The organism is Candidatus Dadabacteria bacterium, from assembly GCA_009840385.1.
Lineage (GTDB): Bacteria > Desulfobacterota_D > UBA1144 > Nemesobacterales > Nemesobacteraceae > Nemesobacter > Nemesobacter australis.
Genome location: VXNX01000006.1, coordinates 22,765 through 37,268, shown reverse-complemented (window position 1 = coordinate 37,268; position 14,504 = coordinate 22,765). Strand labels below are relative to the sequence as shown.

The window sequence follows — 14,504 nt, the reverse complement described above, 5'->3', positions numbered from 1 at the left end:
TGCGGGGCTGTGGTTTTTCCTAGTCGCCCTTTCCCAAATCTCCTACCTCTTCGTCACTAGGCGATGATGGTTGAACCTCTTCTCCGTCCGAAGCCGCTTCGGCCTCGCTTTCGACAGGCATTTCCTCAAGCTTTTCCATAAGCGCCACGCGGGCCGCTTTCTGGAGCGTGGAAACCTCTTCTTCACTGAGGCTCCCCACCTTCATGAGCACATCCGGCTCGCAAAAAGCTATGTGTTCGAGGGAATAGAACCCGTCATTATAAAGCAGGCTCGCTGTAACCTCGCTCACAGACGGCAGACTCGTAAGAAGGGAAAGCACCTCCTGCTGTTCCTGTTTGACCCTGGATTCGGTTTTTATATCAATTTTCCACTCGGTAAGCTGCGACGCGAGCCTTACGTTTTGCCCCTTCCTTCCGATGGCAAGAGAAAGCTGGTCATCGTCGACTATAACCTCCATTGAGCGGCTGTTCTCATCAATGACAACCTTGTTGACGACAGCCGGAGAAAGGGCGTTGCAGACGTAGCGTGCGGGATCTTCTGACCAGGGAACTATATCAACCTTCTCTCCCCTGAGCTCCTGGATGATGCTCTGCACCCTGGAGCCCCTCATGCCCACGCAGGCGCCGACAGCATCCACATCCGAATCGTTTGACGCCACGGCTATCTTCGTTCTTCCGCCGGGATCCCTGGAGATCGCCTTTATCTCCACTATATTCTCCGCGATCTCGGGAACTTCAGATTCAAAGAGCCTCGTCACGAAACTCACGTGAGCCCTCGACAGTATAAGCCTCGGCTCCCCGCGGGGCGACTCCCTTATGTCAAGAAGCACGGCCCGTATTCTTTCCTTCATCTTGTAATATTCTCTTGGGACCTGCTGTTCCGGGGGCAGGACGGCTTCAACTCTTCCCAGATCGACTATTATGTGCCTTCTGTCGATCCTTCTTACTATGCCGCCGATTATGGTTCCTTTCCTGCCGATAAACTCCTCGTATATAACCTTGCCCTCGGCCTCCTTGAGTTTCTGTAGAACCTTCTGCTTCGCATTGTGAATCGCTATTCTCGTGTATTCGGGACTTATCTTGACGCCTATCATGTCGCCAAGTTCGGTTTCGGGATCAAGTTCGGACGCTTCCGCAAGAGAGATCTCAAGCTCGGGTTCGGTTACGGTCTCCACGACCTCCTTGTACTCAAAAAGCTCCACCTCTCCCTCCTCGGGGTTATAGTAGACGTCAAGTTCCTTGTCCTGGTTCTTTGACTTGAGAAGCTTCTCAGCCGCGGACAGAACCGCTTCCTCAACCGCGCTTATTATGCGCTCTCTATCAATGCCCTTGTCTTTCCCTACGGAATCTATAACCCTTGTTAGTTCCGTAATCATTTTCTCGCTCCTTTCCCAAAATCAATTTCCAAGTTCGCCCTGCTGACGGAGCCGAAAGGCACGCTGTACGAACGACCCTCGACTTCCACCAAGATCATTTCTCCTCTCATTCCGAGAAGCGTTCCAGAAAAGACCCTTCTGTCTTCGACCGGATCCGTGGTTTTTATCTTCACCTTTCTTCCCTTGAACCTCTCGTAGTCGCTCTGCCTGTTAAGCGGCCTTCTGAGACCTGGAGAAGAAACCTCAAGGGTGTAAGAATGCTTAGGCATTATGTCGTAGGCATCTAGAACGACGCCAAGTTCCCTGCTTACGTTCGCGCAGTCATCGACTGTAACTCCGCCCTCTTTATCAAGGAATATCCTCAAAACCCTGCCCCCTCTTTCCCTCAGGTACTTTATATCCACAAACTCGCAGGAATTCTCCTCCACAATCGGGTGAAGAACTTCCAAAATCGCTTTTTCAAGCTCGCCGTATGCCTCTTGCACAGCAGTCTCTCCGTCTCTTTTAAACCCTTCAACAAAAAAAGAGCGGGTAAAGACCCACTCTTTCCAAAAGACGCTTTAATTCTACATAAAACAAAAAAATCGGCAAGAAAATACCCGATTGGCGTAGCTGGCAAATTAAATTGGGTAATTATGACTTGACCTGTCGATTCTACCTCTTCAGGAACTGTATTTATTCAATAGGCGTTGAGACGAGGCGTAGCGAATCTGCGACGGTCAAGGGCAGCGGCCGCTGGTGCGCGATGATAAGCGATTCAACTCTCGTCTAATACTTCGAAGTGGATAATCTCGGTGAAATCGTAGCGCCGGAAGTTGCCCGCCCGATCCTCAATCGTCATCTCGGCCAGCCCCCAAGTACCGGGCGCGGAACCCGGCGGCAGAAGCACCGTCCGGGTGTGAGTGGTCCAATGGGTGGGGTTATCTTCTGGGAATAATCGGGAGCGATCTCTAGAATAGTGATAGCCATAATGCTCGATGCCCTGTGGGTCGCGTAGCTGCATGCTTGCGACCTCGTAACCAGATATGTTGTCCCTGACGCGAAAAGTGATAGTCACCAGAGTTTCGCCATTGGGCGCGTCCGGATAGGTGGGCTCGGCACTGATCTGAATGCCGTTAACATCCAACTCAGGGGGTTGGAGGTCCGGATTGTCGGTTACCAGTCTAATTTGCCGGGGCGTTTCATCCACAATGCTTTCCTCTGGACGCAGAACGTGTCCGGGATGGGTGAAGTAAACTCCCTTTGCATTCAGTGCTTCATCGATCATGTAGATGTAATTCATCCTGTAGATGGAACTCGGCATGTAGTGAGGCATAACAAAGTCCACCATACACAGCCTGCTGGCTGAGTCATACAAACCCCATGCTTGGTAGCTGTAGGTCTGCAGAAAATCATCATTCAGGCTGGCATAGCAAGGTCCCCGTCCCCGCATTGCCGTGTCCTCATCAACCTTCCAGGTTGCGTGAATCAACTGAACCTCCCGGCCTTCCAAGCTCGTTACGCTCTTGCTCAGTGACGCCGTATTGCGCACATACTCGGGAGCGGTGACATCCTCCAGCAGGTTGCCGACGTAGAGTTTCCACCCAAAGTCATTCACCCCTTCGAACCGCTCGTTGCCAGCCGCATCTGTGATGACGATCTGATCCGGCCGCCAGTAACCAGCTTTGGTGTGCTTGCTGAGAGCAAAGCTGCCGTTGAGCACCGTGCCTTTCGCATTCGCGGGGTAGAGGTACAGGTCCACCCAGGTGCCGGTCTCGCTGAAAATGCGCATATAGGCGTGTTTCGCTCCTTCCAATTCCTCATCGAGAGCATGCAACTCAATTTCCACATGGATTGTCTTGTCGTCATCCGGATTCCCCTCGACCACAATATCAACTCTCCGGATCTTGCCCGGATAGACGTAGTCGGGATACAGGTTGTATACCTCAAAAGTCAGGTCTTCCCGGATGGCGGAGATGTAGATGTTGCCTTGCATGATGCGGTCGCGGACGAACTCGTACTTGCCGATGGCCCGGGATTTCAGCCTGTCGGGATTTACGATGAAGTAGGAAATGGACTCGGCCATGTCCTCATCCGGATTTACTAAGTGGGCGTAAGCGGAGACAAACTCCGTTTGTTTGCTAGTCGACCAGCCGCTTGAGCTTTCCGGGTCTTGGTACCAGCCACCTAGTTCGATCCAGTCCTGCTTGAGTTGCTCGTCGAACCGGTGGGCCCACAGGAAATGCGCTTTTTCGTGAATGATGAGGCGATGGATATAGTTAGCGGAAAAGTTGCTGAACCCGCTTTCCATGAACTCGATATAGCCGTCATCGGGCCAAGCCACCGCAGGCGCCTCAGAATATATAGGGTGCAGCGTGCCGTCCAAGCGTCGCACCAGATACTGCAGTTCAGGCAGTTTGTGCATCCCCCTGGGCATTTCCTCAAACATATTGATCAATTGGATGATCTCTTCGGGATGAAACTTCTGAAAGCGCGACGCGGACTCGCCAGTGGTGGATCGGGTAAGCCGGGCATAATCCGGTATGCGGGTAGTGACTCCGTAACGCGAGCGGAAAATCCCTTCGTACGCCTCTTCATCCCTGCCGTTATCCGTGACGAAACGCACCAGCGCGTGGTGCAGGCGTTGCGAGTAGTAGACGCCTCGCTTGCCTTCAACCCTGGCAATCCGGGGACTGGCATTGACGAAGGCTTCTTCGGAAATGAGAACGGTCCTGTAGTCTTCGTCTTCATGATGTGTAATCCGGATGTCATCCCCCAAGTGGTCGGAAGTGAGAAGCCACCTGCTGGCGGGAAGACTTTGTTCCCTATAGGGGTCCCGCCGCTTCTGCGGGATGGACTTCATAGTTTCGAGAAGGCGATATGCATGCTCTTGTGTCCATGAACCGCTTTCCGAATCGACCAGCAAGATGTTGTAGTCGTGATGGAGCTTGCTGGCTGACGCTTCATCAACCACCTCAACCTGCTCATCCAAAAACTCCACAACCACGGGCTGGTTCACATGGGCCGCATAATCATAGCCGGCCGCACTTTGATCTTCCTCCCAATGGTACACAAAAGTATCCGAATCGATCGGTTCCAGAACAAATCGGTCGATCCCACCACGCGAAGGTCTATGCCGCTTGATATCCAGGCTGAACGCCCGGGCAAGCGACGATGTGTAGCCCGCTTTCCGCACCTTGACTACATAGTCGCCGTCCGGCAACGCATAGAACTTGAACCTGCCAGAAGAGTCCGGCGATGCGGTTTCCAAAACTCCCTCCCCCGTCAACAGAACTTCAACGTTGCCGAAATAGCCCACCTCGCCCTCAATCTGGCCTTCATAAGCGAGGTTGTTGTCAATGGTAATCTCCCGTGGGCTTCCGTTAATTTCGATTTCGAAGCTGTCTTCTCCCAAAGCCCCGGGTGCGGGGGAGTAGGTAACGGAGCCGTCGGCATTCAAAATCACCGTCCCCTGCTGGGGCTGCCTCAGAATCCGGTCATTCAGAGGGTCACTCCGTATGTCGAAGGTGATGGATTGATCCAGTCGCGTCGTGTGTACCACGGAAGGTAGATCTGGACACGAAGGATTGTCAAGAGCCCTCGGGGAAATACAGGGGTCTGCGGGCGCGGGGTCATCGGGGTCAACACCTCCGTGCGCGGGATTGTAGGAATCGGGAGATTCAGAAGGCACGGTGTCGCCGCCACACCCGACCAGAATCAGGGCGAGGACAAGCACGCCGGCAATAAGAAATGATACGGCGGCTGACCTCATTTCAAAGAAAACAGGAATGGATTTCCTGACAATAACCCCAGATAACAGCATCCTAGACCTCTCTTCTTTATATGCTACCAGATAGAACGGCCTGTTTATACCTAATTGCCCCATTCTACCCCCCTAGCATTGTCAAGGAAATGTATGGTTAATGGCGCTGAAATACCCGATTGTCACGCGACCCCTTCAGCGTATTTGAGTTCCAGCTCCTGAAGTTTCTTTATCCTGTTTCTGAATTCGGCGGCCTTTTCGAATTCAAGTTTCTTCGCGGCAGACTTCATCTCCCTTGAAAGCTTGGCTACGGCCTCTGGAATCTTGTTCGGAGGCATATCGAGGAGGTCCTCTTCATCCGTACCGGAAATCTTGAGGTAGTCAGACTCGTATATGGAGCCCAGTACGTCGGTTATGTTCTTTTCGATGCTTCTGGGAACTATATTGTTTTCCGCGTTGTATTCCATCTGGATACTTCTTCTTCTGCGGGTTTCCGCCATGGCGGCACGCATCGATCCGGTTATCGCGTCCGCGTAGAGAATCGCCCTGCCTGAAACGTTTCTCGCGGCCCGGCCGAAAATCTGAACAAGCGACGTCTCTGAACGAAGGTACCCTTCCTTGTCGGCGTCAAGCACGGCGACGAGAGAAACCTCGGGGATATCGAGCCCCTCCCGCAGCAGGTTTATTCCGATCAGAATGTCGAACCTGGCGGCTCGCAGATCCCTCACGATCCTTATCCTCTCTAGGGTGTCAATCTCCGAATGCAGGTACTCAACCCGCAGGCCAAGCTCCCTGTAATAGTCCGTAAGGTCCTCGGCCATTTTCTTGGTAAGCGTCGTAACGAGCGCTCTCTGCCCCCCGTCAGCCACTTTTCTCAGTTCATCGAACAGATCGTCCACCTGGTTCTGGGCGGGGCGGATTTCAATCAGCGGGTCCGCAAGCCCCGTCGGGCGTATTATCTGCTCGACAATGTTGCCGCCCGCCTGTCCGAGTTCATAGGGACCCGGGGTGGCCGAGACGTATACAACCTGCCCGACCTTCCTCTCGAACTCCTCAAAATTAAGGGGACGGTTATCAAACGCGGAAGGAAGCCTGAAACCGTTTTCAACCAGAGAAAGCTTTCTGCTCCTGTCACCAAGGTACATACCCCGCAGCTGCGGAACCATCTGGTGACTCTCGTCGATCACGCAGAGAAAGTCTTCCGGGAAATAATCAAGAAGCGTGTAAGGAGGGTCTCCGGGACGCCGCCCCGAGATATACCTCGAGTAATTCTCGATGCCGGGACAGAAGCCCATGGTATCGAGCAGTTCAAGATCAAACCTGGTTCTTTCCTCAAGACGGTCGGCCTCAAGTTCCATGCCACGTCCCCTGAGCTCAGCGAGCCTCTGCTCAAGCTCCCTGCCTATGCTCTCCACGGCCTCTTCAAGAATGCTTTTGGGAGCCACGTAATGCGAGCCAGGAAAAATGGAAACTTCCCGCACGTCCCCGACCGACCGGCCGCTCAGCGGGTCTATAGCGCGTATCGTCTCGATTGAGTCCCCGAAAAACTCGACCCTGAGCGCAACCGATTCCTCATGCGAAGGGAATACATCCACCACGTCACCCCTCACCCTGTAAGTGCCTCTGTCAAGCTCATCAATCTTTCTTTCGTAACGTACCTCCTCAAGCCTCAGGGCAAAATCGTTTCTTGAGATCTCCATTCCCACTTCGATTTCGGTAAGCATGCCGTAATAAACCTTGGGCGCCCCGATCCCGTAGATAGCCGAAACGCTTGAAACGATTATCACGTCCCTTCGTCTGAAAAGAGCCTTGGTGGCGGCGTGGCGCATGCGGTCTATGTATTCGTTTATCGAGGCGTCCTTTTCTATGTACGTGTCGGTCTCCGGTATATAGGCTTCGGGCTGGTAGTAGTCGTAGTAGCTCACGAAGTAGTGAACTTCGTTGTCGGGGAAAAAATCGCGCAGTTCCGCGTATATCTGGGCGGCCAGGGTCTTGTTGTGAACAAGTATCAGGGTGGGACGTCCCGCGTCGCGGATAACGTGGGCTATGGTGAAGGTCTTGCCGCTTCCCGTAACTCCGAGGAGGACCTGATCCTTGTGTCCGCGTCTCAGTCCTTCGCCCAGAGCGGAGATGGCCTGGGGCTGATCTCCCTTGGGTTCAAAGGGGCTTTTGAGATTAAACAAAGATTTCCTAGGATCCATCTCTTGGACTATTCTAACTCACACACCTACCTATCCCGAATTCTTCATAAAAGATTTATAGGAAAAAGATAAACTTAGGAAAGGGGATAACATACTTAACTATCCAAGCCTCTTGAGAAACTTGGCCTGAAGGGTATGATCCCGGATCGAGACCAAGGTAGAAAATGAAAGTATTATCAGAGATTCAAGACAGCAAGTTGCAAGAAGCAGTTCTGGTTAATATAGACAAAGAGATTAAGGAAAAACTCCCTGAATTTCATAGGCTGGTCGAGACAAGATACAAGGCAACTGACTTGGGTGAAGAACCTGTTCTGTATTTTGTCTATTACAGGCTTTGCAATAAGCTTAAAGACTTACGGAAGCAAATGGAAATCGGGTAGGTTTACTTCAATCTGTCCGTAGGTCGGTTCATAGTGTTGAATCAGGAAGTTCTCGACTCCCGCTTGTTTCTCTTCTGCCACTTCAGCATAAAAAACCCAAGTGTTTCCCCTAGAAACGAGGGAAGTAAGTTCGTTCTTATCGTTAAGCTGTTTACTGACACGTTCCTCTAGATTCCCTCTACCAACATAAATGACTCTTCCTGGTTCTTTCTCCCATATTACACATACGCCACTGATTCTTTCTAAGTGGCGAAAACCTGAATCACTAAAACGACAACGTTGCCATTTTAGTCGCAGTGGTTCTGTCATAGCACTCTCCTAAGTTTGGTTACATGGTTCCCTAAGCAATCACGGAAGATCCCATACACTTCCCACGCAAGTCCCTACAGGATTACTAGTTGGCGTAGCTTTGGGGTAAAATTTTTTGATTGCCTCCATAGCTTGGGGGATATCTTCTTCTGGAATTGGTGTTGCCAGTTCCTCGCTGTCAGTGATTATCCCTATATCCCTTATATAGTAATAAGCGGTGGTGAAGTCTCCTTCCACTTCATTCAGACGGATACGGAGCTTGTAATATTTCGTCTCTTTTCCTCTCATATTAAAAACCTCCTAAGCTTGTTGGCGGGGATTGTACCCGGCAAAGGATGCTTCTCAAGATTACGACATAAGCTCAACCAAAGAAATACTAGACGAGTTCGGTGCTGAGGAAGATGACCTCAGAGAGAGATTGAATATGAAGCGAGTTAGAGTCCCAAACTTGGTTCGGTAATGTTATAGTAAATTATTGAGTTTTTGAAAAACACCTTCAAATGTGTCTTTCGTTTCACTAGAGATTGTTTCCCACAGGTAAGTTATATTTTCGGTAAAGTATTGTGCTGGACGATAATGGCTAAAAGAGCCTGATTTGAAGGCAGAGGGGTTTTCAGAAAGATGATCTTCTATGGCTTTAAGTATTCTCGGCACCCTTTCGTTTAGTTTCGATGGATCTATAGGTTTTTTCAACTCCCTCTTAAACTCGGCATTCAGAAGTCCAACATAAAATTCACGATCAAACAAGTCCTCTATATCAGCCTCTTTTTTGCCTATGAACTCGGCATAAGTCAGAACCTGTTTCTTCTTAAGCAACTTCTTTTTATATAAATCCTCGATAATCTGCTTATCTTTTTTCTTGATGTCTAACAAGGTGGTGACATTCAAGCCCTTTTGGGGAGCAAGAAGAGAAACAAAAGCAGGGACTTTTCCGCTACCTCCAACCGGCGTGATAACCCATTTCTCCGACAAACCTTCCCGGCCCTCACGTTCAAGCTCACAGGAAATCGCTCGAATGTAGAACATATCGGAGGGTCCTTCGACTATCAGACAATTAGGTCCAATAAAAAGCGTTTGTTGTATTTCATATCCAAGAGCACCTTGTAGAGGAAAAAGGCTATCCTCTGTTGCGTCAAAAACGTTAGTTAAGACTTTTGTGCCGTCTTCTTCTCTTGGCAATTCTTGATCAGCGTCAATGCTTAAATCTTGGACAATCCGAACACGATCAAAATGTTGTGGGTCAACCATAAAGGGAGAATGCGTTGAATATATAAGTTGGTGGTCGGAAAGTTCCGCTTCAAAGTATTCAAGCAAGTCAGCTTGTGCACGTCCATGCAACGAAAGCCCTGGTTCATCAAGCAATAAAATTACATTCTGTTGTTTCTTTTTGACGCTCTCATACCAAGCTAAAAACGAGAAAAACCAGACAAAACCTCGGGACCTAGAACCTAATGGTGTGTGTGCTAAATGCATCGTGTCATAAATCTCACCCCATATATTAACCCCTTCTTGCATGCCTTGTGGGTCTCTCGACTTTGCGTCGCGAACATCAAACCTTATTCTGATATGTTTATTTTGCGACCAGTATTTCATTATGCGTCTGGTAAGATGATTGCTTGCACCTTCCAGTTTGTTTTTGAGTTCTGTAGTGTTGGTGATGTTAACAAGTTCATTTACATTGAGCCGTGCAAGGCTTATAAGTCCAAGAAGAGGGCGATCAGAACCCTCTAGTTGTCCTTCTTCTTCTCGTTGAATCAACGCATTAATGTTTGCACAACCCTGCATCTGATAGTATTCGTCAAAATACAGGAACTTAGGTATGCGAGGACGAAGCAAGGAATTATAGATGTAATGTGCCAGATTTTCTCCTTCTTCAATCTTTTCGGCTAATTCTAATAAGTTAGAAACAGTTTCCGTTTGTTCTGTCTCTGCATCTCGCAGTATTTGTATAAACTCATCCCAATTGTTTGTCGCTACTAACTTTTCTGATAAAGGAATTGGAAGATCAGGGTTTTTAGACAGATACATAATTGCTGCTTTGTCGTTAGCTTCTAGGCGAAATTGTCTGTTTCGTTCGCCATAATATGTACTAAGAGTAAAAAAAGATTCTTTTAAAGCATCTGGCCCGAACTTTTCGGAAACAATCTCTATGTCATCCTCTTCGAGATCATATACGCTTTCAACAACTACAGCTTCTTTGCGTTCTCCGTTTTGAATGCTGAGCCGGTAATCTTCAACTTCACGCTTTGGATAATCGTAGGTTTCGTCAAAGAGAGCATCCTTGGCAATAATCGGGTTAGTTCTATATAGTGCGTGGAGTAACGCTGTTTTGCCAGATTCATTTTTGCCGACCAGACAGGTTACCTTGTCATCAACTTCGATAGCATTCGAGTCCCAAATGCTTCTAAATTCTTTTACTGTAAATTTTCTAAGTTTCATCTTTTCCCTCTCTTATATCGGGTTCCATTATACGCAACCAAAGGTGTTTATCAAGATTGCGAAATTCTCATGGATTATCCTGCCTTGGTGTGCTACAGTCAGAATGCTGACATTCAGGAGAACCCGCCCCATGTCGGGTCTCCGCCACAATACAACACCCATCCGGGAAATAAGCGGAACTTTCAAGTCTCTTGAATGTCAGCAGGACCCGACACCCACGTTCGAGGCACCCTGTGCCACCTCTGTTAACCCCAAATACTTAGGAGATTGCTATGAGAATATTGTTGATTTTTGTGACCTTGTTTGCGGTCACGGGGGTGGTTTACGCCGAGACAAAGGCAAAATGTGGCGACAGGGCTTACTTGGTTTTTAATGAATGCTTCAGATTCGCAGAAGAAGTGAAAGGTGTTACGGAGGGTGACCTTGACCTTCTTCGTCTTGCGGGATTTTCCGCCGACTACGGGAGTTTTGTCCGTTAGCCCAGCTCCTCCTATGAACATTCTTCTTGAAGCGTGCATGTTCTAAAGCGACCGCCAAAATAGCTCTCGTCAGCTTGTAACTTGATACACCTTTAAGATTCGTAGTCATCAGGAAAACAGCCAGAATCCATTCGTGAAGAGGAACCCTGCTCTCGGCAAGCACGCTGTTTGTCCGGACGCTGAAATACTTGCGACAATCCTTGCACCGATAGGGCATAGGTTTGTGATTCTTGATTTCGGAAGTTCTCACGCTTCCGCAATGCGGGCAATAACGCCCCCTTCCCCCAACGCTCTTCCTCAAAATACAGCCTCGCAGACTGTTCATCCGGGAACTTCTGAAAGAGCCTGTAGAAGCTCACCTTTCAGAGCACTAAAGGTCTTAGATTGCCTCATCGATTGTTTCTAGTTGAGCTGGCATCCGCTTCCTTCAAATGTGCCCGAGAACCCTGCCGAGTCATCGAACCTACCTCTTAGGACACCAGTTTCTCGGTCTAGCGTTCCGGTAACCCTTGTCCCATCGCTTGTAGTAGCTGATATGTTGGTTCCCGAAAGTGATCCATTAAGATTTCCAGATATATCATAAGCAATGTTATATGCGAGTCCTGTTATCCTGCCCGAATCATTAATGTCAAAAGTGAAGACTCCGTACTCGTCAAAACTATCAGTTCGCCAAGTTCCGGTACCACGGTATACCGCATATTGATCACCACCGATTCTCCTGCCGGAGAAACTGCCACCGATACTTGAGTCAAGTGGATGCCCCCACCGACCTTGAACCGTGTTCACAGAAGTAAACTGGCCATTGAATTCTGTTCCTTCATCTGTATCTCCACTTGCGAATACGACATTCTGATCATAGCTGATGGATCTTGTGCCTGTAAGTGTGATGTAATTATCATATTGAGTGCTGTAAGCAATACCGGACGCACTTCCACTACGTGCGTCAATCAAAACTCCGAAATTACCTTGATCAGTACCCCCGTATGTTCCGGTGTATGCACCCGAATAGGAACACCGAAGAGTACTTTCCAAATGGTTCCTTGCGGTCGCATTTCCCGGGATTTCGTACGATTCATATCTACTAAATCTTTCTTGTAAATCGGATCTCATTCTCTCCAGTTGTTGCTCGAAATCCAAACTATCGGAAAGAATCTGTATAAAAGTCCATTGTAGCGCGAGCTCACGAACCTCTTCAGGGATGTTTATACCGTTAGAAAGGTCATTGTCTTCATCCAGAGATATGAGAAAACGCACAGTGTTCAGCACAGGCTCAGAACTTGAACTGCCTCGCTCAACTAAATCTACTGGGGTAACAACCGACTTTCCTTCGGTTTCTCCTAATGTTACACCTCCGACCGAGAACACAACACTTTCTCCAACTTCGTAGGTAAAGCTTCCCTCTGAATCGGTAACTCCACTCTGCCCTCCTGAGACATAGCTCAGTCCTGCAACGTTGGCATCTTTAAATTGACCCACCGCAGTTCGGGCTGTGGGGTGTCGGTCACTTGGAGTTTCATTTCCACCACCACCTCCGCAACCAACGACAAAAAACAAAACTACGAAAAAAGACGGAACAACCCTCATAACGTCCTCCTGAATTTTCTGATCTCCGACACACGTAGGCGTCGGGCTCTGCTAGCAGTCAGAACAGTTTCAGACGCTCCGCCTATTTCCCCCAGAGGGGTGTTTTATTTAACGGAAAGCCCGACAAGCGGACTGTTCCAACTGCTAGCGATTAAAATTATAGCACGGAAGGAAGGCATAAGACAATCTGCTTTTGGGGTCCATTTCTCCTATCATGGCTTCAGTAAATTTTTACTAGTTGAAGAAAGACTGAAAGAAACTGCTTTATCCGGCAAAAGCAAAAATTAATCGGCATCTCTCAAAATAAATTTCCCTTGATTTTACAGGAGCCAACCCATGAGAAATAATATATTTGGGTTGAAAGATAGCCGGAAAACAGCGTCGCGGCACCGTTTTCCGCTTCGCGGTTTAATATATAAAGAAACGGACAGGTGAATTTCTCCAAGATCTCTCCCCAGCAATCCACAGTTCCATGAGCGAAAAAAAAGGCAGGGTTTATCTGATCGGCGCGGGGCCTGGCGACGCGGGCCTTCTTACCCTCAGGGGAAAGGAACTGCTCGGGAAAGCACAGGTGGTAATCTACGATTCACTTGTAAACCCGCAGATTCTTAAGTTCTGCCGTCCTGATGCGGAACTTGTCTTTGCCGGCAAGACAATCGGACAGGCTCATATATCCCAGGAAGAGATAAACAAACTCCTCGTAAACAGGGCAAAAGAGGGAAAAACTGTGGCAAGGCTGAAGGGAGGAGATCCGTTCGTTTTCGGAAGGGGAGGAGAGGAGGTTGAGGAGGTCGTCAAAAACGGTATCGATATCGAGATTGTGCCGGGAGTAAGCTCCGTTACCGCGGTGCCGGCTTACGGGGGAATTCCCATTACTCACAGGCGTTACAATTCGTCTTTCGCAGTCTTTACCGGGCACCACCAAGGAGAGGATTCTGACTACGATCCGGCTGAGATCGAAACGATGGTGTTCCTCATGGGACTGAGCAAACTCGAGAGCATAATGAAAAAACTGCTTGGGCTGGGAAAGGAAGCGTCTACCCCCGTTGCCGTTATATCCTGTGGCACGCTACCCGAACAGAAATCTGTCGTGGGGACCATTTCCGACATAGCGGAAAAAACCAGAGTTCTTGACGTCCAGACTCCGGCAACCATAGTGGTCGGAGAGGTGGCCTCGCTCGCAGAAGCGATAGGATGGTATGAAAAAAAGCCGCTTTTCGGAAAGACCATAATGGTAACTAGGGAGAAGGAAGCATCATCCGAGTTCGCGGAACTTCTAGGCTCCTGCGGGGCAAAAACCATCGAATTTCCCACAATCGAAATAAAGCCCGTAAGAAATACCAGAGAGCAGAAACTTTCGGTACAGAATCTCGCAGACTATGATTTCCTCGTGTTCACGAGTGTGAACGGAGTAAGCAACTATTTCGATGTGCTCGCTTCCCATGGAAAGGACTCGCGGGAACTTAAAGGCAAAAAGATAATAGCCATAGGGGAAAAAACTTCTGAGGAACTTCTAAAGTACAACCTCTCAGTGGATTACATGCCCAGAGTCTATACCGCCGAAGGAATAATCTCGCTTGCCGAAAAGCTTAATCTCGACGGCAAAAAAATACTTATCCCGAGAGCGCTTGTGGCAAGAGAGCTTCTCCCGGACACGCTACAGGGAATGGGAGCCGAAGTAGAAGTGCTCTGCGTTTATGAAACGCTTGTTCCCGACCACGCAAAGCAGGAGCTTGACCTGATAAAAATGAAATTCTCCAGTGCAGAGATAGACCTTGTAACGTTCACAAGTTCCTCAACCGTAACAAATTTCTTTTCGCTTTTTGGAGAAGATCCAGAGCTTTTCGACAAGACCGGGTTTGCCTGCATAGGACCCGTAACGGCCGCGACGCTACTCGGCCACGGTTTTACCCCGGTGGTAACCGCTGACATCCATACGACCCGTAGCCTTAAAGAAAAAATCCTGGACTTTTATCTCTCATAAGAAGGCAGGTA

The 14,504-nt window shown here is 49.0% G+C and carries 10 protein-coding genes; 2 read left to right on the top strand and 8 right to left on the bottom strand.

Annotated elements, in window-relative coordinates; all coding sequences use genetic code 11:
* Positions 1–19 precede the first annotated feature (19 nt).
* The 7 genes from nusA to F4X55_02650 all read right to left on the bottom strand — a co-directional run bounded on the left by nusA (position 20) and on the right by F4X55_02650 (position 10,446).
* A complete protein-coding gene (gene nusA, locus F4X55_02680; GenBank protein MYC39906.1) occupies positions 20–1,375 on the bottom strand; it encodes a transcription termination/antitermination protein NusA in 1,356 nt (451 codons plus the stop codon).
* On the bottom strand, positions 1,372–1,860 hold the full coding sequence (locus F4X55_02675) for a ribosome maturation factor RimP (GenBank protein ID MYC39905.1): 489 nt from the start codon (positions 1,858–1,860) through the stop codon (positions 1,372–1,374). The genes nusA and F4X55_02675 overlap by 4 nt, the downstream gene beginning before the upstream one ends.
* A gap of 272 nt (positions 1,861–2,132) precedes the next feature.
* Positions 2,133–5,177, bottom strand: a complete 3,045-nt coding sequence (locus tag F4X55_02670) for a hypothetical protein (GenBank protein ID MYC39904.1) — start codon at positions 5,175–5,177, stop codon at positions 2,133–2,135.
* A 122-nt stretch (positions 5,178–5,299) separates the two neighbouring features.
* On the bottom strand, positions 5,300–7,318 hold the full coding sequence (uvrB, locus tag F4X55_02665) for an excinuclease ABC subunit UvrB (protein MYC39903.1): 2,019 nt from the start codon (positions 7,316–7,318) through the stop codon (positions 5,300–5,302).
* Between the two features lie 353 nt (positions 7,319–7,671).
* Positions 7,672–8,007, bottom strand: a complete 336-nt coding sequence (locus tag F4X55_02660; protein MYC39902.1) for a hypothetical protein — start codon at positions 8,005–8,007, stop codon at positions 7,672–7,674.
* 39 nt (positions 8,008–8,046) lie between these two features.
* Positions 8,047–8,295, bottom strand: coding sequence for a hypothetical protein (locus F4X55_02655; GenBank protein ID MYC39901.1), 249 nt, complete (start codon positions 8,293–8,295; stop codon positions 8,047–8,049).
* A 174-nt stretch (positions 8,296–8,469) separates the two neighbouring features.
* Complete coding sequence (locus F4X55_02650; protein ID MYC39900.1) at positions 8,470–10,446, bottom strand: AAA family ATPase; 1,977 nt, start codon at positions 10,444–10,446, stop codon at positions 8,470–8,472.
* A 272-nt stretch (positions 10,447–10,718) separates the two neighbouring features.
* On the opposite strand from F4X55_02650, the gene F4X55_02645 reads away from it, so the two are divergent.
* The gene (locus F4X55_02645) at positions 10,719–10,925 is read left to right on the top strand and encodes a hypothetical protein (GenBank protein MYC39899.1); all 207 of its coding nucleotides are present in this window, start codon (positions 10,719–10,721) and stop codon (positions 10,923–10,925) included.
* Positions 10,926–11,327: 402 nt separating this feature from the next.
* Here F4X55_02645 and F4X55_02640 read toward each other — a convergent pair whose 3' ends face one another.
* Complete coding sequence (locus F4X55_02640; protein MYC39898.1) at positions 11,328–12,509, bottom strand: hypothetical protein; 1,182 nt, start codon at positions 12,507–12,509, stop codon at positions 11,328–11,330.
* A 472-nt stretch (positions 12,510–12,981) separates the two neighbouring features.
* On the opposite strand from F4X55_02640, the gene cobA reads away from it, so the two are divergent.
* Positions 12,982–14,493 carry a uroporphyrinogen-III C-methyltransferase gene (cobA, locus tag F4X55_02635; protein MYC39897.1) on the top strand — a complete coding sequence of 504 codons (1,512 nt, stop codon included), beginning with the start codon at positions 12,982–12,984 and terminating at the stop codon, positions 14,491–14,493.
* The last annotated feature ends 11 nt before the right edge of the window (positions 14,494–14,504 follow it).